The sequence below is a fragment of the Catenuloplanes niger genome, from assembly GCF_031458255.1.
GTDB classification, from domain to species: Bacteria; Actinomycetota; Actinomycetes; order Mycobacteriales; family Micromonosporaceae; genus Catenuloplanes; species Catenuloplanes niger.
The window spans coordinates 7743276-7766871 of record NZ_JAVDYC010000001.1; the positions used below are offsets into that span (position 1 = coordinate 7743276).

The following is a 23596-nucleotide window of genomic DNA, read 5'->3' on the forward strand; positions in this document are numbered from 1 at the left end:
CCACCGGCCGGGCGATGCGCCCGGCCGGGCCGTCCCGGCAGGCTGAGGGCATGACAGAGATCAGTCGCCGGGGCCTTCTCGCGGCCGCCGCCGTCGGTGCCACCGGGTTCGGCGTCGCCGGACTCCCCGAGGCCGCGGCGGCCGCGCCCGCGATCGCCGTCCGGCCCGGCGACCGCCGCTACGACAACCTGCTGCGCGGCAACAACCACCGGTTCGCCGGCCGGCCCGACGAGATCCGGATCGCGTCGTCCACCGCGGACGTGGTGCGCGCGGTCGCCGACGCGGTCCGGACCGGCCGCCGCATCGCACCGCGCAGCGGCGGGCACTGCTTCGAGAACTTCACCGCGGACCCGGCCGTACGCCTGCTGCTGGATCTGTCGCCGTTGAACCGGGTCGGCTGGGACACGGCCCACCGGGCGCACTACGTCGAGCCCGGCGCCACCCTCGGCGAGGTCTACCGGGCGCTGTTCACCGGCTGGGGCGTCACCGTCCCCGGTGGCGGCTGCCCGGAGGTCGGCGCGGGCGGGCACGTCGCCGGCGGCGGATACGGGCCGCTGTCCCGCCGGTTCGGCACGGTCGCCGACCACCTGTACGGCGTGGAGGTCGTGGTGCCGGCCGCCGGCGGTGCCCGCACGGTCGTCGCCACCCGGGAGCCCGGCGACCCGCACCGCGACCTGTGGTGGGCGCACACCGGCGCGGGCGGCGGCAGCTTCGGCGTGGTCACCAGGTACCTGTTCCGCGACCTGCCGCCGTCGCCGCGCACGATGCTGCAGCACGTGCTCGTCTGGTCCTGGGACGGGATGACCGAGGCCGCGCTGACCGGCCTGATCCGCAACTTCGGTGCCTGGCACGAGCGGCACAGCGCGCCCGGCGCCCCGGAGTGCGGCGTCTACGGCGTGCTGGAGGCGTCGCACCGCACGGCCGGCACGGTCATGCTGGTCGCGCAGACCGACGCGGACCTGCCGGACGCGGGCGGGCTGACCGACCGGTTCGTCGCGGACGTGACCGCCGGGACCGGGCTCACCCCGGTGCTGGACCTGCGCACGCCGATCCCGTGGCTGCACCGGATGACCTGGCCGGGCACCGGCGAACCGGGTGACGTGCTGGTCCGGCGCTACAAGGTCAAGGCCGCCTACCTGCGACGGGCGTACTCGGACGACCAGCTCGCCGCGATCTGGCGGCACCTGACCGGCGCCTACGGCGGAAGCACGTCACTCATCGGGTACGGCGGGCAGGCGAACGCGGTCGCGCCGGACGCCACCGCGATCTGGCAGCGGTCCGCCGTGATGAAGGCGCTCTGCCAGGCGGTGTGGCGGGAGGAGGCGCACGACGACGCGATGATCGCCTGGACGCGGGACGTCTACACGGACGTGTTCGGCGCGGTGCCCGCGGACGGGTCGTACATCAACTATCCGGACACCGACCTGCCGCGCGCCGCCTACTACGGCGGCAACCACGCGCGCCTGCGGCAGATCAAGACGCGGTACGACGCCCGGAACGTGTTCCGGCACGGCCTGTCCGTCGAGCCACTGTAGATTGCGGCCCATGAGGTGGTGGCCGTTCGCGCTGCTGGCCGCGCTCGCGGCGGTCAACGCCGGCGCACCGGCCGTGCTCGCGGTGTGCGCGCTGACCGCGGCCTGGATGCTGCAACCGTGGTGGCGCCGTGGCGGGTTCGTCGCCGGGCTGATCGCGCTCAACGCGGTGCTGGTGCTGCTGACGCCGTGGTTCGGCCTGTTCACGCCGGTCTCCTACGTGAACGCGTTCCGGCAGCTGGACTGGCCGTGGCAGCCGGTCGCGGTGGCCGGCTGCGCGGCGGTGGCCGGCACCGCGCAGTCGTCCGGTGTGGACCACCCGCTGATCTGGGCCGCGGTGGTGGCCGGCAACGTGGTACCGATGTGTGGCTTCTCCTGGTTCGTCCGGCGCGCCGCCCGGCACGAGGAGGAACGCGAGGCCGCGCTCGCCGAGGCGCGCGACGCCAACCACCGCCTGGCCGCGTCGCTCGCGGAGAACGCCGCACTCCACGAACGGCTGCTGGCACAGGCCACGGACGCGGCGGTACGGGACGAACGCCGGCGGATGGCCCGCGAGATCCACGACACGCTCGCCCAGGGCCTGACCGGCATCATCAGCCAGCTCCGGGCCGCCGCGCACGCCGACGACGACCCGCACCGCCGGCGGCGGCACGTCGAGGCCGCGACCGCGCTCGCCGGCGAGAGCCTGACCGAGGCGCGCCGCTCCGTGCACGCGCTGCGCCCCGAACCGCTGCGCACCGCGCGGCTGGCCGAGGCGCTGGACGGGGTGGCGTCGCGCTGGTCGGCGCTGCACGGCATCCCGGTCCGGTTCACCACGACCGGCACGCCGCTGCCGATCCCGCCGGACGCGGAGGACGCGCTGCTCCGCGTCGCGCAGGAGGCACTGACGAACGTGGCCAAGCACGCCCGCGCCACCCGCGCCGGGGTCACGCTGTCCTTCCTGGACGCCGAGGTGGCTCTCGACATCCGCGACGACGGCCGCGGTTTCCCGGCCACCGGCGACGGTGCAGGTGCGGCCGCGTCCGGTGGCGGGTCCGGTGCCGCGTCCGGTGGCGGGTCCGGTGGCGGGTCCGGTGCCGCCGGGGCCGGCGGTTTCGCGGGTGGCTTCGGTGTGACCGCGATGCGACAGCGGATCGAGGCGCTCTCCGGCACGCTGCAGATCGAGTCCGACGCGCGCGACGGCACCGGCGTCTCCGCCCGCGTGCCGCTGCGCACCATCGACGACGGGAGACCGGCATGAGCGACGCCGCGCCGATCCGGCTGCTGATCGTCGACGACCACCCGATCGTCCGCGACGGCCTGGTCAGCCTGTTCGACGCGGACCCCGGCTTCGAGGTGGCCGGCGAGGCCGGCGACGGCGCCGAGGCGATCCGGCTGGCCCGCGCGCTGCACCCCGACGTGGTGCTGATGGACCTGCGCATGCCCGGCACCGACGGTCTGGCCGCCACCCGGGAACTCGCCGCGGAGACCCGCGTGCTGGTACTGACCACCTACGACACCGACCATCACGTGCTGCCCGCGATCGAGGCCGGTGCGGTCGGCTACCTGCTCAAGGACGCCACCCGCGAGGACCTGACCCGCGCGGTCCGTGCCGCCGCCCGCGGCGAGCCCGTGCTGGCGCCGTCCGTCACCGCGCTGCTGATGGACCGCGTCCGCACCCCACCGCCGAGCCCGCTCAGCCCGCGCGAGATCGAGGTCCTGCGGCTCATCGCGGCCGGCGCCACCAACCGGGAGATCGCCACCAAGCTCTTCCTGACCGAGGCCACGGTCAAGTCCCACACGCTCAGCATCTACGCCAAACTCAAGGTCAACGATCGCGCCGCCGCGGTCACCGAGGCCTTCCACCGCGGCCTGCTCACCCCACGCCCACCGGCCGGCACCCGGTAGCGCCCCGGGCCACTATCGGCGGGTGGGCGGTTCGTTCGTGCCCAGCGCCCTGGCGAACTGTGTCGGTCGCGTCGACCGGGCGGCGATCACTCCCGGATGCACCTCGGTGAGATCCGCGGCGGCGTGTCCCGCGCTCCCCGGGTCGGCTGCGGGACCGTCCGGTTCGAGGGGCGTGCGCGACGCTTCCGCCACGGAGAAGTAGGCGGGAACGCCATCGAGCTCCGCACCGATCTCCCACCCGCCGGGAACCCAGAGCCGGTCCGTCGTCGACCCGGTGATGCTGCCGGTCAGCGCGATCGGCTCACCGAACTCCAGGTCGCGCATCCGGATGCCGGCGTGGAAGACGACTTGCGAGAAGTCGGCCCGGCCGAGAAACCGGCATCCGTCGAAGTCCGTCGCCGCCGGCTCCGCGCCCCGGAACAGCACGTCGCCGAAGAACAGCGCCCTGCTGAAGCCGACCCGCTCGGCGAAGGTCGAGTCCCTGAAGACGGCTCGCCGGTAGAACACCGACCGGCCGAATTCCGCATCGTCCGCCACGCAGCGGCCGAAGCTCGCCGCGCCGAGGAAGGATGCCTCGGACGCGTCGAGGTATGCCGCCGTGGGGCCGCGGCGCCGGATTCTTCAGGTGCCGGGCGATGATGCTCTGGGGCGGTCAGCCGCACCTCCCGTTCCTGCCGGGTGATGGCGTCGGCCTCCGGTGTGCCGCCGGCGGTGAGCGCTCCGAGGGGTGTCGCGTCCGTCGAGCCCGGTTCCGGATCGTAGGGCATCCGGAGACAGGCGCAAAGGAGATCGACGATCGTCTGCCGCAGGGTCAGGATCAGCGCGATGACGGCTCCGGCGCCGGCCGCGACGCCCAGGATGTTCCGGATGACGTCCGCGCGGAGCTGCGCGGCCCGTAGCCGTGTCTCCGCCAGCTCTTTCGGTGTCAGTCCATCGGTGGGAATGCTTCCGCTCACGTCGGTCTGGGTCCACATCCACCCGCCGGCGGCAGCAACCGCGCCCAGGATGGCGATGCAGGTGGCGATCAGGATCCAGGACGATATGGGGCGACAGCGGGCGAGATCCGCGGGACCGCGGCGGCGGGCGGCCTTCGGTGTCTCTGGACGCTGCACCGGCCAAGCATCCCGCACATCGGGTCCGCGCGGGGTCGCCGCGGGCGGGCGGTCCGGCGGAAAGCGCGCAGCCAGGGTACGAGTCGTGGCGTGTCCGCCGGGTTCCGCTACGTAGCGTGTTCCACTTGCCTGGCGGATTCCGAGGTGGGGCTCCTACAGTCGGTGGATGCAGACCGACCGTCGGGCGCCGGTGGTGATGACCGTGGTGCGCGACCCCGCGTCCGTTTCGCAGCCGGCCGGGACGACCCCGGTGCCGGCCGGGACGCCCCCGGTGCCGGGCGGGACGCCGGAGGGCGGGGCGCGGCCGGGGCGGCGGCTGGACCGGCGGCGGCTGCTGACCGGTGCGGTCGCGGTCTGGGCCGTCGTCATCACCGGGCTCGTCGTGTTCCAGAGCGCCCGCGGGGAGCCGGCGGCCGTGCCGTCGGCGGCGGCGCCGTCGCCGAGCGCGTCGGAGGGGCCGCTGAGCGTGCCGCAGATCTACGAGGCGGTGCTGCCGTCCGTGGTGCGGATAACCGCCGGCGGGTCGACCGGGACCGGGGTGCTGGCGAACGCGGACGGCACGGTCCTCACCGCTCATCACGTGGTCGACAACGGGCAGGCGATCACCGTCACGTACCCGGACGGCAGCACGACGCCGGCGACGATCGCGCGGGCCCAGCCGGACCTGGACATCGCGGTGCTGCGACCGGACCGGCTGCCGGAGACGCTGGTCCCGGCCACGCTGGGTGGTGCCGTCGGGGTCGGTGCGGCGGTGGTGGCGATCGGCAACCCGCTGGGCCTGACCGGGACCACCACCAGCGGGGTCGTCTCCGCGCTCGATCGCACGCTGGATCGCGGGAACGAGCCCGATCTGCCGGGACTCATCCAGTTCGACGCGGCGGTCAACCCGGGCAGTTCGGGCGGGCCGCTGATCAACGACCGTGCGGAGGTGGTGGGCATCGTGGTGGCGCTGGCGAACCCGACCGACGCGGGCACGTTCATCGGCATCGGCTTCGCGGTCCCGATCGGTGCCGCGCTCGGCGCGAGCGAGGGCGACGGCCAGGCCCCGCCCCTGTAGACGAGAAGGAGAAACCATGCCGGAAGGACCGATCGAGCAGGTGCTCTACGAGGTCAAGAAGACCATCGTGGGGCAGGATCCGCTGCTCGAACGGCTGGTCGTGGCGCTGCTCGCCCGCGGCCACATCCTGGTCGAGGGCGTGCCCGGTCTCGCCAAGACGCTCGCGGTGAAGTCGCTGGCCGAGGCGATCGGCGGTGAGTTCCACCGGGTGCAGTTCACGCCGGACCTGGTGCCGGCGGACATCCTCGGCACCCGCGTCTACCACCAGCCGACCGGCGAGTTCCAGGTGTCGCTCGGCCCGGTCTTCACGAACCTGCTGCTCGCCGACGAGATCAACCGGGCGCCGGCGAAGGTGCAGTCCGCGCTGCTGGAGGTGATGCAGGAGCGGCAGGTCACGATCGGCCGCGAGACGCACCGGGTGCCGAACCCGTTCCTGGTGATGGCGACGCAGAACCCGATCGAGAGCGAGGGTACGTATCCGCTGCCCGAGGCGCAGACCGACCGGTTCATGATGAAGGTCCTGGTCGGCTATCCGAGCGTGACCGAGGAGTTCGTGATCGTCGAGCGGGCGCTCGCCCCGGCCGCGGTGATCCAGCGGATCATCGACCCGGACACGCTGGTCTCGCTGCAACGACAGGCCGACCAGGTGTACGTGGACCCGTCGCTGATCGAGTTCGCGGTCAACCTCGCGCACGCCACCCGGGAACCGGGCCGGATCGGGCTGGACGACCTGGCCCGGTACGTCACCTACGGCGCCTCCCCGCGCAGCTCGATCAGCCTGGTGCTGGCCGGCCGGGCGCTGGCGTTCATCCGCGGGCGCGACTACGTCGTACCGGCGGATCTGACCGATCTTGCTCTTGACGTGCTGCGGCACCGGCTCGTGCTGTCCTACGAGGCGCTCTCCGACGACGTCACCGCGGACCTGGTCCTGCAGAAGATCCTCGCGAACCTGCCCGTGCCCGAGCCCGCCGGCCGGCGATGACCTCGGCACCGGACCGGCTGCTGCGGCGCCTGGAGTGGCGGCTCGGCCGCCGGCTCGACGGGCGGCTGCAGGGCGCCTACCGCACGGTCTGGCACGGCACCGGGCTCGACTTCACCGACCTGCGCGCGTACACGGCCGAGGACGACGTCCGGCACATCGACTGGAACGTGACCGCGCGCCTGGACGAGCCGTTCGTCCGGCAGTACACCGAGGACCGTGAACTGACCGCGTGGCTGGTCGTGGACCGGTCCGCGTCCATGCGGTTCGGGCCGGGCGACCAGGGCAAGGAGTCGGTCGCGGCGGAGCTGTCGGTCAGCCTGGCCCGGCTGGTGTCGCGGGGCGGCAACCGGGTCGGCGCGATCCTCTTCGACAACGACGCGCAGCGGGTCGTCCCGCCGCGCGGCGGCCGCGACCAGATCCTGCGGATCGCCGGTGAGCTGATGAAGCCGGCCCGCGGCGGGACCGGGCGGACCACCGACCTCGCGCGCATGCTGACGTTCGCGGCCGCCACCACGAAGCAGCGACGCAGCCTGATCTTCGTGGTCTCCGACTTCATCGGCGACCCCGGCTGGGAGAAGCCGCTCGCGATGCTCACCCACCGGCACGAGGTGGTGGTGGTGCGCGTGGTCGACCCGGCCGAGCTGGAACTGCCGGACGTGGGGCTGGTGCTGGTCGAGGACGCGGAGACCGGCGAGCAGCTGCTGGTCGACACCGGCGACCCGCTGCTGCGCCGGCGGCTCGCCGAGGAGGTCGACGGCCGCGAGTCGCTGATCACGACCGCGATGCGGCGGGCCGGCGTGGCCGCGCACCGGGTCACCACGGACGCCGACCTGCTCGGCACGCTGGTCTCGATGACCCACGGGTCCGGGAGGGTACGCCGATGACCGTGCTCTACCCGGCCGTGCTGATCGCGGCCGTGCCGCTGACCGCCGCCGCGATCGCCGCCTACGTGTGGCTGGCCCGCCGTCGTACCCGCGTGCTGGTGTCCGCCGGTCTGGTCGCCGCGAAGGACCGGCGCGCGGCGGTCCGAAGACACCTGCCCTGGGCCTTCTTCCTCGCCGCGCTGCCGGTCATGCTGGCCGGCACGGCCCGGCCGGAGGCGGAGGTCGCGGTGCCGCGGGTGGCCGGCACGGTCATCCTGGCGTTCGACATCTCCAACAGCATGGCCGCGGACGACGTGAGCCCGACCCGGCTCGGCGCGGCCCAGGCCGCGGCCGGTGAGTTCGTCCGGCGGCAGCCGGAGTCGGTCGACGTGGGCGTGGTCGTCTTCGGCGATCAGGCGCTGAACACGCAGGCGCCGACCGACGACCACGACCTCGCGATCGCCGCGATCGGCCGGGCCCGGGCCGGCGGCGGCACCTCGCTCGGCCAGGCGATCATGGTCTCGCTCGGCGCGATCACCGGGAAGCCGGTGGTGGTGGACCCGGACGCCGCGCCACCGGACCTCGGTTACTGGCCGTCCGCGACGATCGTGCTCTTCTCCGACGGCGAGGAGACCGGCGGCCCGGACGTGGAGGCCGCCGCCGGGCTGGCCGCGGCGGCCGGGGTGCGGATCCAGACCGTGGGCGTCGGCACACCCGAGGGCGCCACCGTCGAGGTCGACGGGTACCGGCTCACCACCGCGCTGGACGAGACGCTGCTGACCGCGATCGCGCAGGTCAGTGGCGGTGAATACCACACCGCAGGGGACGCGGACGCGCTCGCGGACACCACCGGCGGCATCGACCTGCGGCTGACCACGAAGCGGGAGCCGGTCGAGCTGACCGCGCCGTTCGCCGGGGCCGCGCTGCTGCTGCTCGCCGTGGGCGCGCTGCTGCACACCCGCTGGCACGGGAGGATCATCTGATGTCGGTCGCGTGGCCGCTGGGCCTGCTCGCGCTGCTGGTCGTACCGCTGCTGCTGATCGCCCGGTGGTGGCTGCTCCGGCGCCGCAAACGGGCCGCGCTGCGCGTCTCCAGCGTGGCGCTGATCCGCGCCGCGCTGCCCGCCCGGTCGTCGTGGCGCCGCCGGGTGCCGGTGATCCTGTTCCTGGCCGGCCTGGCCGCGCTGGCCGGCGGGCTGACCCGGCCGCAGGCGTCGCTCGCGGTCCCGTCGAACGACACGACGATCCTGCTGGCGATCGACGTGTCCGGCTCGATGTGCACCACGGACATCGCGCCGAACCGGCTCGCGGTCGCGGCGGACGCGGCCCGCGAGTTCATCCGCGAGCAGCGCGACGGCACCCGGATCGGGCTGGTCGCGTTCTCCGGCATCTCCGGGCTGCTGGTCGCGCCGACCGAGGACAAGGAGGCGCTGCTCGCCGCGATCGACGGGCTGAAGACCGCGCGCGGCACCGCGATCGGCGCGGCGATCCTGACCGCGATCGACGCGATCGCCGAGATCAACCCGAATGTGGCCGCGACCGGCGTGGACATCGGCGACCCACCGGTCGCGGACCCGGCCGCGTTCCAGCCGGACACGATCGTCGTGCTCACCGACGGCGCGAACAGCACCGGCGTCGACCCGGTCACCGCGGCCGAGCAGGCCGCCGCGCGGCGACTGCGGATCTTCACGATCGGCTTCGGTACGACCGAGCCGGCGCAGATGGTGTGCACGCCGGACCAGATCGGCACGGACGCGTTCTCCGGCCGGCGCGGGCCGGGCGGGCGCGACCCCGGCGGCTGGGGCAGCGGTGGCCGGCGGATCCAGGAGATCGACGAGGAGGCGCTGACCGCGGTCGCGGACCTGACCGGCGGGCAGTACTTCAAGGCCGAGGACTCGGAGCAGCTCACCGACGTGCTCGGCGACCTGCCCCGGGAGATCGGCCTGCACCGGCAGGACGTGGAGGTCTCGTTCTGGTTCCTGCTGGCCGGCGCGGTCCTGGTGGTGACCGGCGGGGGACTGTCGCTGTGGTGGAACCGAGGGCTAGCCGTCCACCGGCGGCTGCACTAGGCAGGACCGCTGCGGCCCGGCCGCGCACCACTCGTCGATGACCGTCAGCACCGCGCGGGCGGTCTCCGGGCGCGCGGCCGCGAAACCGTCGTAGCCGACGAAGGCCAGCGCGAGGCCGTCCGGGGCGCGTACCCCGTCCAGCGCGTGCCGGAGCCCGTCCGGGGAGGTGTCGTCGCCGGCCGGGAGGTCGAGCGCGGCCGCGATCTCCCGGTGCGGATCGTCGTCCTCGGTCCAGCCGTACGCGTCCAGCCGGACCACCCGTTGACCCCGGGCGCGCAGCGACGCCGCCACCGCGTCGAGCACGACCTCTTCCAGAAACGGGCGGACGTGAGTCATGTGCCCGACCATAGCCAAATATTGATATGACCGCAGGATCTATAGTGCTCGGGCATGAGCGATTCGCCGCTTTCCGACGCCCTGGCCGCGTATGCCGGAGACCGGACCGACGAGAACTGGGCACACCTGATCGGCGTGTTCCGCAACTCGATCGTCGGCGCGGTCGGGTCCGGTCCGGTCGCGGCCGACGGCACGTCCGGCGCCGGGTTCGGCGTCGGCCGCACCACGCACGGCGACGGGCGGCCGCGCATCCTCACGTTCGCCGACCCGCCGGTCTACGCGCGCACGTTCGGCCGGCGTTTCAACGTCGGCGTGCCCGGGTCGGTGCTGCTGGAGATGGCCGCCGGCGACCTCGACTGCGCCGGCATCCTGATCAACAGCGCGATCTCGGAGACCAGCGTCGTGATCAGCCGGGAGGCCGCGGTCGCCGCATGCGACTGACCCGTGGGACGCGGTCGGCAGAAGCGGATCACGCTCGGTAGGCTTGGCGGCTATGTCCGCTGCAACCAGGCCGAGTCTCCGGCAGATGATCGAAACAGGCGGGGAGCCCCTGCTGGTGGGCATCACGCCACCCCGCCGGTCCACCGACCCCGCGCAGGCGGCCGAGATCGCCGGCCGCACGCTGGAGCGGCTCGCCGCCGTCGACATCGACGGGCTGATCCTCTACGACATCGACGACGAGAGCGACCGCAACCCGGAGCAGCGCCCGTTCCCGTACCTGCCGACCATGGACCCGGCGTCGTTCCACGACACGCACCTGACCGGCTGGGACCGTTCGGTGATCGTCTACCGGTGCGTCGGCAAGTACCCCGAGACCGACCTCGCCGAGTGGCTGCGCTCCGTCGACACCGACCGCGTGCTCAGCGTCTTCGTCGGCGCCTCCTCCGGCGACAAGCCGGTGCACACCCACCTCGGCCAGGCCCACGCGCTGCGCCGGGAGATCCGCGGCGACCTGGCGCTCGGCGCGGTCAGCATCACCGAGCGCTACACCCGCCGCGGTGACGAGCACCTGCGCATGCTGGACAAGCAGCAGCGCGGCGTCGCGTTCTTCATCTCCCAGGTGGTCTACGACGTCGGCGCCACCAAGAGCATGCTGTCCGACTACTTCTACGCCTGCCGGGAGCGCGGCGTCGCCCCACGGCCGGTCATCCTGACGCTGTCGGTCTGCGGCTCGGTCAAGACGCTGGAGTTCCTCCAGTGGCTCGGCGTCGACGTCCCGCGCTGGCTGGAGAACACGCTCCGGCACACCGAGGACCCGCTGAACGAGTCGTACGACCAGTGCGTGTCGAACGCGCGCGAGCTCATCGCGTTCTGCCGCCGGCTCGGGCTCCCGTTCGGCTTCAACGTCGAGAGCGTCTCCCGCCGCAAGGTCGAGATCGAGGCCTCCGTCGCCCTCGCCGCGGAGATCCGCACGCTGCTGTCCTGACACCGATGCCGGGCGGCGTGCCGGAGGGTGCGCGGTGAGGGCCGGGCGGACCGGAATGTGTCCGACTCGCAACACGGTTAACGACCAGCGGCCGGTGGTTCGTTAACCTGCGGGTCATACCGTGTCCGCCCGACGGTCCCTCGCCGGACGCACTCCGATTCGCCGGAAGGCATTCATGGACATGACGTTGCATGTTTCCACGCGCGCGGACGGCAGCCTGGTCATCCGCGCGATCGGGGACGTGGGGGTGGAGGACGCGGTGCAGCTGCGGCAGATGCTGGTGCACGCGGTGCGCCGCACCCGGCCGCTGCGCCTGATCGTCGACCTGGCCGCGGCGGAGTCCGTCGACTCGATCAATGTGGGCACGTTCGCGGCCACCTGCGCGCTCGCGGACGTGCACCAGGTCGCCGTGTTCTTCGACGATCCGGCGCCGGAGCTGGCGGCGCAGCTGGCGACCGCGGGTGTGCCACGGTGGCGGTTACGCCGCTCGGACGGCCTCTGACGCGTGGTCCCACAGCCACGCGGCCGTCTCCGGGTCGGTCGCGTGCGGGGCCACGTTCGCCGACGGCGCGGTGTCCTCGTAGTACGCGCCGGTGGTGGTCGCGGACACGGCCAGCGTGACCGGGCCGGCCGCGCCCTCGGCGAGCGTGCGGGAGTACGGCCGCGGGATGACGGTGCCGTTCGCGTCCGTCGCGCCCATCGCGGTCATCGTCGCGTCGTCGACGTGCCGTTGCAGGCCGGTCATCACCCAGCCGGGGTTGGCCGCGTTCGCCAGGATGCCGTCGCCGGCCCACCGCCGCGCGGCCTCCACGGCGAGCAGCACGTCCGCGGTCTTCGACTGGCCGTAGGCGGCCCACCGGTCGTAGGGCCGGTGCGCGAAGTGCGGGTCGTCGCGGTCCAGCGGGTGGTCGCGGTGCGCGCCGGAGGAGAGCACCACCAGCCGGCCGTGCCCGGACGCGCGCAGCGCCGGGTGCAGCGCGGTGGCCAGCGCGAAGTGGCCGAGGTGGTTGACGGCCAGGTGCATCTCCCAGCCGGCCGGGCTCAGCCGCCGGTTCGCCAGCGCCATCACGCCCGCGTTCGCGATCAGCGCGTCCAGCGGCCCGTCCCACGCCGCCGCGAACGCCCGGACCGAGCCGAGGTCCGCGAGGTCCAGCGGCCGGGCCCGCACGCCGGCCGGCGGCGTCGGCACGGGGGTACGCACGCCGACGGTCACCTCCGCGCCCGCGCGGGCCAGCACCCGGGCGGTCTCGGCGCCCAGCCCGGAGCCGCCGCCGGTGATGATGATGCGCCTGCCGCGCAGGTCCAGGCCGCGGGTGACGTCCTCTGCCGTTGGTCTCATGCGTCGACCGTACGAGGTGGCGCTCGTACCCTGAATGGTTGAATGTCTTTGTTTCTTTAGCCGGCGTCCAGGAGGGCCGCGCGTGGATCCGCTCGAGGACGTGCTGCGGCTGCTCGGGGCGACCGGGCGGGTGTCCGCCGGGCTGATCGCGGGCGGCGAGTGGGCGGTCGCGTTCGACGCGTCGCGGGACGTGAAGTTCAACCTGGTCCGCACCGGACGGGCGCTGCTGATCGTGGCCGGCACCACCGTTCCGCTGGCCGCCGGGGACTGCTTCATCGTCACCCATCCGGTGCCGTTCGTGCTGGCCGGCGCGGTGGAGGTGGCGCCGTCGCCCGCGTCGGAGGTCTTCCGGGAGGTGCGCGACGGCTTCGCGCACGCCGGGGACGGGGCGGACTTCGTCGCGATCGGCGGCCGGTTCGAGATGGCCGGACGGTCGCGGGAGGTGCTGCTGGACGGCCTGCCGCCGGTGATCCACGTGCCCGCGGGGACGCCCGAGGCCGCCGCGGTCGGCTGGGCGGTCGGCGAGATCGACGCGGAGCTGCGGGCCGGCCGGGCCGGTGCCACGCTGGTCGCCGAGCATCTCGCGCTGGCCATGCTGATCCGGGTGCTGCGCCTGCACCTGCCGGCCGCGACCGGCTGGCTCCGCGGCCTCGCGGACCCGGTGGTCGCGCCGGCGCTGCGCGCGATCCACGCCCGCCCGGCGCACCCGTGGACCGTCGCGGAGCTGGCCGCCACGGCCGCGGTCTCCCGGTCCACGCTCGCCGCGCGGTTCAAGGCCACGGTCGGGCGCGGACCGCTGGAGTACCTCACCGGATGGCGGATCGAGCTGGCCGCTGACCGGTTGCGGCGCGGCGAGACGGTGGCCGCGATCGCGCACGCGGTCGGGTACGGCTCGGAGAGCGCGCTGAGCGTCGCGTTCAAGCGCGTCACCGGAACCACACCACGGTCGTACCGATCGTTCGTTTCCGGGACATTCAGGTGATCAGTCGTCCCCTCTATATTCCCGTGCATGAATGCGAAGAGGGCGATCGCCACCGCACTGATCACCACCGGCGTCGCGGTGCTCGCGGCCGCCGCACCGGCCTCGGCCGCACCGAGCCGGGCGGAGCTGGCGCTGCGCTGGGCGCCGATCCACCACCAGGACGTGGACCAGACCGGGAGCCACGCGCTCGGCGGCAAGTCCGACTACGTCACCCGCGTCGACTTCGACGGCAACCTCAACGGCCGCGACAACTGGGACAACACCGGTGCGGCCGGCGCCGACCTGTCCGCGGCCGCGTACTACTCGGTCGCCGAGACCGGCTCGCACTGGTTCATCACCTACCTGTTCTTCCACCCGCGGGACTGGGTGGACCACCCGTTCTTCGAGACCGAGCACGAGAACGACGGTGAGGGCGTGCTGCTCGCGATCGAGAAGAACGGCACCGACTACGGCGTGCTGCGCTCCGCGGTCACGGTCGCGCACAGCGACTTCTTCTCCTACCTGCCGGCCGGCAGCAGCTGGACCGCCGGGCGGGAGAACAGCGACGGCACGCTGCAGTTCGCGTCCTCGCCGCACGACTCGTTCCAGCACCCGGTCACCGCGCAGGAGGCGCAGGGGCACGGGCTGAAGGCGTGGCCGCAGTACCAGATCAACGGCGACGGCGTCGTCTACTACCCGTCCACCACCGGCGAGACGCCGAGCGGGCCGGACGACCGGGACGTGCGGTACCGCCTGATCGACATCTTCGCCGGCGACGGCCTGTGGGCGCAGCGGGCGAACGCGAGCCTGTTCGCCGGCCTCGGCACGTTCGCGGGTGACACGTCCGGCGGGTGCGGCACCGGCACGTTCAGCTGCGGCACGAACTCGGCGAACGCCCCCTGGGGCTGGGACGACGGCGACGACGTACCGGTCCGCGGCGAGATCGCGACCGACCCGGCGAAGCTGTCCGCGGAGTACTGGACGATTCCCGGGACGCTGTCCCGGTCCTACACGTACAACCCGTACTCGTCCGCGGCGGCCGCACTCAAGGCCGCGCAGACGCTGCCACGCGTGACGGACTGAGCGGGGTCGTGGTGCCGCCCACGCCGGGCGGCACCACGGCGCCGGGCGCTCACCGGCCGGATTCGGCGCCGAGCAGGGCGTCCAGCCGGGCGGCCGCGGTCAGCATCGCGCGGGCGCGGGCGGTCAGGCGGCTCCGCCACCGCGTCAGCGACTCGGCCAGCGCGCCGGTGCCGTCGGACGCGCGGACCTGCGCGGTGACCGTGGCGATGTGGTCCAGGCGGTAGCCGCCGCGCCGGAGCAGGTGGGCGAGCTGGGCGTCGCGCAGGTCGTCCTCGTCGTAGATCCGCTGGCCGGTGCGGTCCCGGCGCGGTGTCAGGATGCCGGCCGCCTCCCATTTGCGCAGCGTCGCCGGTGTCACGCCCAGCCGGTGGGCCACGTCCCCGATCTGCAGATTCACCCGCTTTTCCGGCGATATCTCGGACAATATGGCTATGGCGATCTCGACCGAGTCCAGCGTCTCCCGGTCCCGCAGCAGCAGCGCGTGGCCCTGATCGACGGCGCGTAACGCGGCGTCCGGGTCGCCGCCGAGCACCGCGCGCATGATGGTCCGCGCGGTCGCGTGGCCGTACGCCGGGATCAGCGCCAGGAACGCCCGCAGCGCCGCCGCATGCGCGTCCGTGTAGATCCGGTAGCCGCTGGCGGTGCGCTCGGCCGGCGGCAGCACGCCGTCCGCCTCGTAGTTGCGGATCGCCTGCGCGGACAGCCCGTGCTCCCGCGCCAGGTCGACCGGTCGTTGAGACTTCAACGCCACGCTCCGAGGTCAAGAGGCAGCAAAGCCTCAACAGGAGATTCAACGATACGGTAGAGGCCTATGACGTTCGATCTCGCCCCGCTGCTCGCCCTGCTGGACACCCGCCCGACACCGGTGGAGGTGCTCGCGATCGGCGAGCCGCACCACGGTGAGCCCGCGTTCCAGACCCTCCGCAACGAGGTGCTCCTCGCCGTCGCCGCGCGCGGCTTCCGGTCGATCGCGCTGGAGACGGACCGGGTGCGTGCCCGGCTCGTCGACGACCACGTCCGCGGCGCTGCCGACACCGACCTGGACACGGTGCTGGCCGACGGCTTCAGCCACGGCTGGGGCACCGTCACCGGCAACCGGGACCTGGTGGTCCGGCTGCGCGAGCACAACGCGTCGGTGGCGCCCGCGGACCGGATCTCGTTCCACGGCTTCGACGCGCCGACCGAGGTGGACTCCGCGCCGAGCCCCCGCCCGTACCTGCTGCGCGCGTTCGATCTGGTCGGTGACCGGATCTCGGCGAGCCGGGCGCGGATCGAGGAATTGGCCGGCCCGGACGCGCGCTGGTCGAGCCCGGAGGCGGTGCTGGACCCGGCGAGGTCGCCCGGCCTGAGCCCGGACGCGGCCGCGTTGCGGATCATCGCGGACGACCTGCTCGGCGCGCTCTGGGCGGCCGGGCTCACCGACGACGTGACGCACGCGGAGACCGCGCTGTGGCTGTTGCGGTACCACGCGGCGGCGGCCGCGCCGGACGAGCTGAACGTCCGGGTCACGCGCCTGATCGGGCTCCGGGACGCCTGGATGGCCCGCAACCTGATCGACATCCGGGAGCGCGAGCGCCGGCGCGGCGCCACGCTGCTGCACGCGCACAACGCGCACCTGCAGCGGCACGGCGCCTCCTGGGACGCGGCCGGCTGGGAGCACGGCGACCTGAACCTGCGCTGGAACCCGGCCGGGCGGATCGCGGCCGGCGTCCTCGGCGACCGGTACCTCTTCGTGGCCGGCAGCCTCGGCGCCAGCGCCGCGGTGGGCCTCGCGGAACCGGCCGAGGGTACGTTCGAGGCCGCGCTCGCGGACGGGCTCAACGTCGGCGCCACCGCCGGTGACCTGGTCGGCCGCGACGACGCCGGGCACGGGCACTTCCCGCTCACCGCGGACCTGATCGCGGACGCGGACGCGATCTGGCACCTCGCGTCCGTGGGCCTGGACGGGCCGACCGCACCGGAGATCGCGGAACGGATCCGCAACATCCCGGGCGTGACCGAGTTCGTCGCGGACGAGTCCGCCAACCGTGACCGCTTCTTCTTCGCCGGCGTCTCGCACCGCATGCCGTTCGCCACGATCGTCACCCGGGACACCCCGGGCGTCGACGAGGAGTCCCGGCTGGACCGGCCCGGCGTGTTCCGGCTCAACATCGCGCTCGGCCGGACCGAGTTCACCCGCCGCTTCGGCTACCCGCCCGCGGACGCGGCCGAGCACCGCGCCGGCGTCGACCTCGCCCGGATCGGCGTGCTCATGCCGCACCCGGCGTACGCGGTGCAGGGCTGGGCCGCCGTGCTGAACCCACCGGTCGCGCTCCTGCCCGAGCTCGACGACCTGCTCGACCGGGCCCGGCGCCGGGCCTCCGGAGAGGCCGGTTGATCATTCGCCTGTTACGGTGTCGACCGTCACCGTAGGGAAAGGTGGTCGTCATGACCGACGTGGGGAGCCCGCTCCGGACGGTCGAACCGCCCACCGCGGCCGACCTGGACCACGCCCGCCACGTCGTCGCCGCCGAACTGGCCCCCACGCCGCTGGTCCGGCTCCCGCTCGACGACCTGGTCGGCGCGGACGTCTACGCCAAGCTCGAGACGATGCAGCCGACCGGGTCGTTCAAGGTCCGGGGTGCGCTCGCGGCCGTCGCCGCGCTCGGCGGTACCGACGCCGGCGTGGTCACCGCGTCCGCCGGCAACCACGGGCTCGGCGTGGCGTACGCGGCCACCCGGCTCGGCGTCCCGGTCACGGTCGTCGTGCCGGCGAACGCGTCACCCGCCAAGATCGACGGGCTGCGCCGGCTGGGCGTCGACCCGGTGCTGCACGGCTCGTCCTACGACGACGCCGAGGTGCACGCGCTCGCGCTGGCGCAGCGGACCGGCGCCGCGTTCGTCTCCGCCTACAACGACCCGTACGTGATCGCCGGCCAGGCCACCTGCCTGGCCGAGGTCCGCGACCAGTTGCACGGCGGCTTCACCGCGGTGGTCCCGGTCGGCGGCGGCGGCCTGCTCGCCGGCTCCGTGCTGGCCGCGCACGGCCCAACCCGTGCCGCGGCCTCGCCGTGGTCGTCCGCGGCCGCGCGCATCCGGGTGATCGGCGTCGAGTCCGCCGCGTCTCGCGCGGTCTCCGCCGCGGCCGAGGCCGGCGAGATCACCGAGGTCGAGGTCGGTCCCACGCTCGCCGACGGGCTGGCCGGCAACCTGGAGCCCGGATCGATCACGCCGGGCCTCGCCGCCGCGCACGGCGTCGAGTTCGCCGCGGTGGGCGAGGACCACATCACCGAGGCGGTACGGCTCCTCGCCACCCGCTGCGGCCTGATCGTCGAGGGCGCCGGCGCGGTCGGCCTGGCCGCGCTGCTGGCCGGCACGCTGTCCCCGGCCGGCCCGGTCGTGCTGCTGCTCACCGGCCGCAACATCGCCGCCGCTGCGCTCTCCAAGATCATTGCCTGAGGGGTGATCCGCCCGCGGCCGGAAAACCGGGCGATCCGTTCCGCGGTCGCATTCCGCGCGACGGCCTCACGGCCGGGCATCAGGGCGCCCGGGCCGCCGTCGCCCGTTTCGGTGAACGGTGCGCCGGTCCTTCGGTCCACCGGCAGTGCCGCCGGGCGGATCAGCCACACCGTGCCACGCCGTCCCGAGGGGTGACGGGGCCTCGCCCGGGCGGGTGCGGGCGACCTAGGATCTAGGGCAGGGGGTGAGGATGGACGGGCGGCATACCCTGTGGCCGGGTCGCAACGCGGCGCCGGTGCGCCGTCGTGCCATCCGGCCGGTCGAGGGTTCGGTCGCCGCGGACGTCCGGCGCGTCCACGCGGAGCTGATGGGCGGAGCCGACCGGCGCGCCCACTCCCGGGGCTGCGGCCGCTGGCGCGGCCCCCGCCTGACCCACGCCGGCAGCCGGCACGTGCTGTCCTGGGAGCCCTGCGCGGACGGTTGCCCGTGGCCGGAGCCTGAGCCGGAGGAGATGCCGCTCGCCACGCGCGGGTCGCGACTGTCCCGGTGGGTGACGCTGGCGCTGCTGATCCTGATCCCGGTCATCTCCTCGCTGTGGAACATCCTCCGTCCCACCGACGCCGCCTCCGCCCCCACCTGCCCACCCGGCCAGGTCACCATGGCCGCGGCCGGCGGCGACGTCAGCGCGACACTGGAACCGAACGGCGCCACCGGCTCGTACCGGCTGCGCCTCTGCACCACCGGCGGCGTCATCTCCACCTGGACCGCCTCGGTCACCCCCCGGACCGGCGGCACCGCCGTCCCCTTCCAGATCACCCGCGTCAGCGACGGCACCGCCATCGGCACGACCCCACTGCCACCCGGCCAGGAGTGGCTGCTCTCCGTCGAGTTCGCGACCGCGGCCGGCGACCAGCGCACGGCCACTTCCTACATCAAGAGCTGACCGGCCGCCCACCGGCGACGGAGCCGCTCCCGACCGTCCCCACGCGTGCGTCGTTTCCTCGTGCGCACCGCGCAGACCGCGGCCAGGCACACGAGACGAAACCCATTCCACCCACGAAGAAGCAGCCGGGCCGGCGAACCCCGGGCACGCCGGAACCTCCGCCCTCCCCGGAGCCCGAGGCCCGCCGGAGGCATGCACTGGACGCAACCCACAAACGGCCATACCTCGCATAGTCAAGAAACGTCGGCCGCCCGGACCCGGCAACCGGCCCACCGGCAGGCCTCCAGGCATGTGGCCGGCGACTCCCGCGCCGGCTTCCGCATCACGGCGATCGAAGCCACCGCCCGCGCGGGTTCCGGCAGGCACCGTGAGCCCGCGGCGCCTGCTGGAACCCGCGCAGGCGGGTCCTGCTGAGATCTGCGCCCGCGGCGCCTGCTGAAACCCGCGCGCCGCAGTCCTGCTGAGACCCGCTCGACCGCGGGGGCCCCGCTGATCTCGCGCGACCGCAGTCCTGCTGAGACCCGCGCGACCGCGGGGGTCCCGCTGATCCCGCGCGACCGCGGGGCTCGCTGAACCCGCGCGACCGCGGGCCCCGGATGGTGAGTGGCAGCTGACCGGAGCCCGCGGGAGCACCGCTGAGCGCCCCCGCCGGAAGTGGGAAGATCCGGCGGTTGATCTTCATCCGGGTGATGAACGTGACCCCCGGGCGGGTCGTGGTTGGCAGCCCCGGGCCAGGGCGGCAGGATCGGCGCCGTGGATCTGACGGTGATCGTGGGCCCGGTCAAGGGTGGCAAGAGCCTGGAGATGATCAGCTTGCTCTCGCCGCTGGAGCACGCCGGTGTGCCGCACCGGATATTCCAGTCGATGCGGCACGGACGGGACACCGAGATCGTGTCGCGTGCCGGGGGCAGTCTGCGGACCGAGAAGGTCGCGAGCCTGCGCGGCGCGCTGGACCGGCCGGTGCAGGTGATCGGCGTGGACGAGGTGCACATGTTCTCGGTCGCGGACGTGGGCGTGCTCGGTGAGGCGCTGGGCAAGGGCGTGAAGGTGGTGGCGGCCGGCATCGACCTGGATCATCGCGGTGAGCTGTTCGCGCCGATCCGGGCGCTGCTGGAGCTGGCGCCGGAGAAGGTGATCCACCGTCGTGCGGTCTGTGACGTGTGCCGGAGCATGGACGCGGGCTGGACGCAGGTGCTGGAGCACGGCACGCCCATGATCAGGCGGTTGGCGCCGTCGACGGCGCTGCCGGACGACGGAACCTACACGTATGAGGCCCGCTGCCGCCGCTGCTTCGTGTTTCCTGATCATGACGAGCGGTAGCTAGATCACGAATCGGAGACGCCTGCGAACCTTTTCGTGGGCCTCGCCTCTCCTGTCTGACTGAGGGAGGCGAACAGCGCCGCCCGGGTGAGGAGTTGACGGCGGCGATGAGGCTGGTGATGCGGCGCGCCCGCGCGGCGAGGAGCCTGCTGGTCGCGGCCGTCGCGGCGACACTGATCGCGACGGCGCTGCTGACGGGCCTGGCCGGCTACAGCCGGGAGGTCGTCGACGCGGGCGCACGTGGCGCGGTGTCCGCGGCGGACGGTGATCAGCGCTCGATCCTGATCCGGGGATCGGCGGGCGGGGACGCGGCCGGCCTGGACGAGCGGGACCGCAGGGTGCGGGAGCGGCTGGCCGGCGGGCTCGGCGGGCGGGAGACCGTGGTGTCCGGGGCCGGCTACGCGGCCGGCCGGCAGCTGGTCGGCGCGACCGGGACCGCCCAGCCGGACGACGACGGCACGGTGTACGCGTCCGTGGTGTTCCTGGACGGCATCGAGGACCACGCGGACCTGGTGGCGGGCGCGTGGCCGGCGCCGGACGCGCCGCAGGCCGCGCTGGCCGACGACGCCGCGGCCGTGCTCGGCGTGCGCGCCGGTGACACGGTGCCGATCCTGGACCGGGTCAGCAAGAAGATCACCGACGTGACCGTCACCGGCCTGTGGGTGCCGAGGGACACCAACGACGCCTACTGGCGGTTGACCCCGGACCAGTCGTCGGGCTACGGCCCGTTCGTGGTCGGCCGGGACACGTTCACCGCGACCTTCCTGACGAACGCGTCCGCGGCCTGGCTGGTGGAACCGGACCTGGACGGTGTCGCGCTGGCGGAGCTGCGCCGGATCGCGCGGGACGCGGCCGTGGTCTCCGAAGGGCTGCCGGAGGCGACCGGGCTCGGCCGGTCCGGGCTGGTCACGTCGGACATCGGCGCGCTCGCCGGCCGGCTGGCCACCGCGGAACTGGTCGGCCGGTCCGCGCTGGTCACCCCGATGCTGCTGGTGATCGTGCTCAGCGGGTACGCGCTGCTGCTGGTCGCCGGCCTGCTGACCGAGCAGCGCCGGGACGAGACCGCGCTGCTGCGCGCCCGGGGTGCCGCCCGTAACCAGCTGGCCGTACTGGCCGCGCGCGAGGCGCTGCTGGTGGTGCTGCCGGCCGTGCTCGTCGCGCCGCCGCTGGCCACCTGGCTGGTCGGCGCGGCCGGTGACCTGCCGCTGCTGCGTGACGCCGCGATCGACCTCGACCCGTCGACGGACGCGCTCGCCTGGATCGTGGCGGTGCTGGCCGCGCTCGGCTGCGGTGTCGCGATGCTGGCTCCCGCGCTGCGCAAGGGCGGCACGTACGCCGGTGAGCTGGCCGCCCGCGCCCGGCCGGCGAGACGTACGGTGTTCCAGAAGGCCGGGCTGGACCTGCTGCTGATCGTGCTCGCCGGGCTCGGCTGGATGCAGCTGCGGCAGTACTCGTCGCCACTGGCCGGGTCCGGCGGCGGACTCGGCATCGACCCGCTGCTCGCGGCCACGCCGACGATCGCGGTGCTCGGCGGCACGGTGGTCGCGCTGCGGCTGCTGCCGCCGGTGACGAGGCTGGCCGAGCGCCTGGTCGACCGCAAGCAGTGGATCTCCGCGACGTTCGGCGCCTGGCAGGCCGGGCGCCGCCCGCACGCCGGGCCGGTGCTGCTGCTCTCGCTCGCGGTCGCGGTCAGCACGGTCGCGTGGTGCCTGGCCAGCACGTCCGCCCGGTCCAACGCGGATCAGGCGGACCACGTCACCGGCGCGGACCTGCGGCTGGTCGAGCAGAACGGCGTCGCGCCGGCCGGCCGCGCCGCGCAGCTGGCCGGGCTGCCCGGCGCCGCGACCGTGCTGCCCGCCTGGCGGGACAGCCTGCGGATGGGCCCGGAGAACGCGCTCGGCGACATGGTGGCGCTGGACGCGGCGGCCGCGCCCGGCGTGCTGCGCCTGCGCGACGATCTGGCCGGTGGCGGCGCGGAGGCGCTGCTCGGTGGGCTGGCCGAGGCGCGGCGGACCGCGCCGGCGGTGTCGCTGCCGGCCGGTGGCACCCGGCTGACCGGCACGTTCTCCGGGGACGGTGTCGGCTCGCCGATCCGGACCACGGCCGTGCTCGCGGACGGGCACGGCACGACGTACCGGCTCCCGCTCGGCGAGACGTGGCCCGGCGACACGGCCCGCTTCGACGTGGAGTTGCCGCCCGGCGCGGACCGGCTGGCCGGGTTCGTCGTCGACGCGGTCGGCGGTAACGGCGAGCGGCTCGACTGGACGCTGACCGGGCTGGCCGTGGACGGCACGCCGCTGGACCTGACCGGTGCGACGCCGCGGTGGAACGGCACGGACCGGGCCGGCCGGGTCGGCGAGGCGTCCGCCGAGGGGGCGGGGGTGCGCGCCGCGTTCACGGTGCAGGGGGTGATCTTCGGGGTCCGGTCGTTCACGTTCGCGGTCGTGCCGAAGGCCACCGAACGGCTGTCGGTGCCGGTGGTCGCGACCCCGGCGGCGCTCTCCGCGCTGCGGCTGGACGTCGGCGGCACGACCCGGCTGTCGCTCGGTGGCGCCTCGGTCGAGGTGGTCGTCACCGGCCGCGCGGACTCGCTGCCCGGCGACACCCAGTCCGCGTCGCTGCTGGTGGACCTGCCGTCGCTCAGCTCCACCGTGTTCAACACCTGGGGCCTGACCCGTGGCCCGCAGGAGTGGTGGGTGGCGGCCGGGCCGGGCGCCCGCGCCGAGGCCGCGGACGCGGCCGGGGCGCTCAGCGGCCTGACCGTGCTGGACCGGGTCGCGCTCGGCGGCGCGGCGGACTCCGACCCGTACGGCGTCGGCGCGCGGGCCGCCCTGTTCGCGGCCGCGCTCGGTGCGGTGCTGCTGGCCGCCGTCGGCATCGCGGTGGACGTGCGCGCCACCGGGCGCCGCCGGCTGACCGAGATGGCGGTGCTGCACACGCTCGGCGTCGGCGCCCGCCAGCTGGCCCGCGCGCTGCTGATCGAGCAGGCGTTCCTGGCCGGGCTGGGCGTGCTGGCCGGGCTCGGCGTCGGGATCGCGGTCGCGGCCACGATGGCGCCGCTGGTGGTGCTGACGCCGTCCGCGGAGCGGCCGGTGCCGGAGCCGGTGTTGCAGGTCGACTGGCCGGCGGTCGGGGTGACCGGCGCGCTGCTGCTCGGCCTGGCGCTCGCGCTGTCCGCGCTGTCCGGGGTGAACCTGCGTAACCAGCTGGCCGTGGCGCAGCTGCGGATCGGTGAGGACCGGTGAGGAA

Annotated in this window: 22 protein-coding genes; 18 read left to right on the forward strand and 4 right to left on the reverse strand. The window is 74.2% G+C overall.

The genetic code is table 11. From position 1 onward, the window contains the following. Window positions 1-50 precede the first annotated feature (50 nt). Genes J2S44_RS33930 through J2S44_RS33940 form a run of 3 tightly spaced genes read left to right on the forward strand, consistent with a single transcriptional unit; the run spans window position 51 to window position 3419 of the window. Entirely contained in the window at window positions 51-1535 is a 1485-nt protein-coding gene (locus J2S44_RS33930; protein ID WP_310422416.1) for an FAD-binding oxidoreductase, read from the forward strand. Between the two features lie 10 nt (window positions 1536-1545). Next, window positions 1546-2772 carry a sensor histidine kinase gene (locus J2S44_RS33935; RefSeq protein ID WP_310422419.1) on the forward strand — a complete coding sequence of 409 codons (1227 nt, stop codon included), beginning with the start codon at window positions 1546-1548 and terminating at the stop codon, window positions 2770-2772. Continuing rightward, window positions 2769-3419, forward strand: a complete 651-nt coding sequence (locus J2S44_RS33940) for a response regulator (protein ID WP_310422422.1) — start codon at window positions 2769-2771, stop codon at window positions 3417-3419. The genes J2S44_RS33935 and J2S44_RS33940 overlap by 4 nt, the downstream gene beginning before the upstream one ends. 12 nt (window positions 3420-3431) lie before the next feature. On the opposite strand, the gene J2S44_RS33945 is transcribed toward J2S44_RS33940, so the two are convergent. Continuing rightward, window positions 3432-3956 carry a pentapeptide repeat-containing protein gene (locus J2S44_RS33945; RefSeq protein ID WP_310422425.1) on the reverse strand — a complete coding sequence of 175 codons (525 nt, stop codon included), beginning with the start codon at window positions 3954-3956 and terminating at the stop codon, window positions 3432-3434. 741 nt (window positions 3957-4697) lie between these two features. Here J2S44_RS33945 and J2S44_RS33950 point away from each other — a divergent pair. From J2S44_RS33950 to J2S44_RS33970, 5 genes are read left to right on the forward strand one after another with little or no spacing between them, the layout of a single operon-like run. Next, window positions 4698-5588: a S1C family serine protease gene (locus J2S44_RS33950; protein ID WP_310422428.1), complete on the forward strand. Its 891-nt coding sequence runs from the start codon at window positions 4698-4700 to the stop codon at window positions 5586-5588. Between the two features lie 16 nt (window positions 5589-5604). Then, window positions 5605-6570, forward strand: a complete 966-nt coding sequence (locus J2S44_RS33955; RefSeq protein WP_310422431.1) for an AAA family ATPase — start codon at window positions 5605-5607, stop codon at window positions 6568-6570. Next, complete coding sequence (locus J2S44_RS33960; protein WP_310422433.1) at window positions 6567-7454, forward strand: DUF58 domain-containing protein; 888 nt, start codon at window positions 6567-6569, stop codon at window positions 7452-7454. Before J2S44_RS33955 ends, J2S44_RS33960 begins: the two co-directional genes overlap by 4 nt. Then, a complete protein-coding gene (locus tag J2S44_RS33965) occupies window positions 7451-8416 on the forward strand; it encodes a VWA domain-containing protein (protein ID WP_310422437.1) in 966 nt (321 codons plus the stop codon). The genes J2S44_RS33960 and J2S44_RS33965 overlap by 4 nt, the downstream gene beginning before the upstream one ends. After that, complete coding sequence (locus J2S44_RS33970) at window positions 8416-9501, forward strand: VWA domain-containing protein (RefSeq protein ID WP_310422440.1); 1086 nt, start codon at window positions 8416-8418, stop codon at window positions 9499-9501. The genes J2S44_RS33965 and J2S44_RS33970 overlap by 1 nt, the downstream gene beginning before the upstream one ends. Here the strand turns inward: J2S44_RS33970 and J2S44_RS33975 are convergent. After that, the gene (locus J2S44_RS33975; protein ID WP_310422443.1) at window positions 9475-9837 is read right to left on the reverse strand and encodes a barstar family protein; all 363 of its coding nucleotides are present in this window, start codon (window positions 9835-9837) and stop codon (window positions 9475-9477) included. The genes J2S44_RS33970 and J2S44_RS33975 overlap by 27 nt on opposite strands. 54 nt (window positions 9838-9891) lie before the next feature. Here J2S44_RS33975 and J2S44_RS33980 point away from each other — a divergent pair, with 54 nt between their 5' ends. From J2S44_RS33980 to J2S44_RS33990, 3 genes are all read left to right on the forward strand, one after another. Then, a complete protein-coding gene (locus J2S44_RS33980) occupies window positions 9892-10278 on the forward strand; it encodes a hypothetical protein (protein ID WP_310422446.1) in 387 nt (128 codons plus the stop codon). Between the two features lie 85 nt (window positions 10279-10363). After that, window positions 10364-11263: a 5,10-methylenetetrahydrofolate reductase gene (locus J2S44_RS33985; protein WP_310422449.1), complete on the forward strand. Its 900-nt coding sequence runs from the start codon at window positions 10364-10366 to the stop codon at window positions 11261-11263. 181 nt (window positions 11264-11444) lie between these two features. Continuing rightward, entirely contained in the window at window positions 11445-11765 is a 321-nt protein-coding gene (locus J2S44_RS33990) for an STAS domain-containing protein (RefSeq protein WP_310422452.1), read from the forward strand. On the opposite strand, the gene J2S44_RS33995 is transcribed toward J2S44_RS33990, so the two are convergent. After that, on the reverse strand, window positions 11742-12602 hold the full coding sequence (locus J2S44_RS33995; RefSeq protein ID WP_310422455.1) for an SDR family NAD(P)-dependent oxidoreductase: 861 nt from the start codon (window positions 12600-12602) through the stop codon (window positions 11742-11744). The genes J2S44_RS33990 and J2S44_RS33995 overlap by 24 nt on opposite strands. Window positions 12603-12684: 82 nt before the next feature. Between J2S44_RS33995 and J2S44_RS34000 the strand changes: the two genes are divergently transcribed. Both J2S44_RS34000 and J2S44_RS34005 read left to right on the forward strand, forming a co-directional pair. After that, complete coding sequence (locus J2S44_RS34000; protein WP_310422458.1) at window positions 12685-13584, forward strand: AraC family transcriptional regulator; 900 nt, start codon at window positions 12685-12687, stop codon at window positions 13582-13584. Between the two features lie 27 nt (window positions 13585-13611). Further along, window positions 13612-14646 carry a hypothetical protein gene (locus J2S44_RS34005; RefSeq protein ID WP_310422461.1) on the forward strand — a complete coding sequence of 345 codons (1035 nt, stop codon included), beginning with the start codon at window positions 13612-13614 and terminating at the stop codon, window positions 14644-14646. 49 nt (window positions 14647-14695) lie between these two features. On the opposite strand, the gene J2S44_RS34010 is transcribed toward J2S44_RS34005, so the two are convergent. Continuing rightward, window positions 14696-15397 (reverse strand): MerR family transcriptional regulator, encoded by a 702-nt coding sequence (locus tag J2S44_RS34010; protein ID WP_310422464.1) that lies wholly within the window; start codon window positions 15395-15397, stop codon window positions 14696-14698. A 60-nt stretch (window positions 15398-15457) separates the two neighbouring features. Between J2S44_RS34010 and J2S44_RS34015 the strand changes: the two genes are divergently transcribed. The 5 genes from J2S44_RS34015 to J2S44_RS34035 all read left to right on the forward strand — a co-directional run bounded on the left by J2S44_RS34015 (window position 15458) and on the right by J2S44_RS34035 (window position 23592). After that, entirely contained in the window at window positions 15458-17023 is a 1566-nt protein-coding gene (locus J2S44_RS34015; protein WP_310422467.1) for a DUF6194 family protein, read from the forward strand. 50 nt (window positions 17024-17073) lie between these two features. Continuing rightward, window positions 17074-18084, forward strand: a complete 1011-nt coding sequence (locus J2S44_RS34020) for a threonine ammonia-lyase (RefSeq protein ID WP_310422470.1) — start codon at window positions 17074-17076, stop codon at window positions 18082-18084. A gap of 250 nt (window positions 18085-18334) precedes the next feature. Next, window positions 18335-19027, forward strand: coding sequence for a hypothetical protein (locus tag J2S44_RS34025; protein WP_310422473.1), 693 nt, complete (start codon window positions 18335-18337; stop codon window positions 19025-19027). Between the two features lie 753 nt (window positions 19028-19780). Beyond that, on the forward strand, window positions 19781-20347 hold the full coding sequence (locus J2S44_RS34030; protein ID WP_310422476.1) for a thymidine kinase: 567 nt from the start codon (window positions 19781-19783) through the stop codon (window positions 20345-20347). A 107-nt stretch (window positions 20348-20454) separates the two neighbouring features. After that, complete coding sequence (locus J2S44_RS34035) at window positions 20455-23592, forward strand: FtsX-like permease family protein (RefSeq protein ID WP_310422479.1); 3138 nt, start codon at window positions 20455-20457, stop codon at window positions 23590-23592. The last annotated feature ends 4 nt before the right edge of the window (window positions 23593-23596 follow it).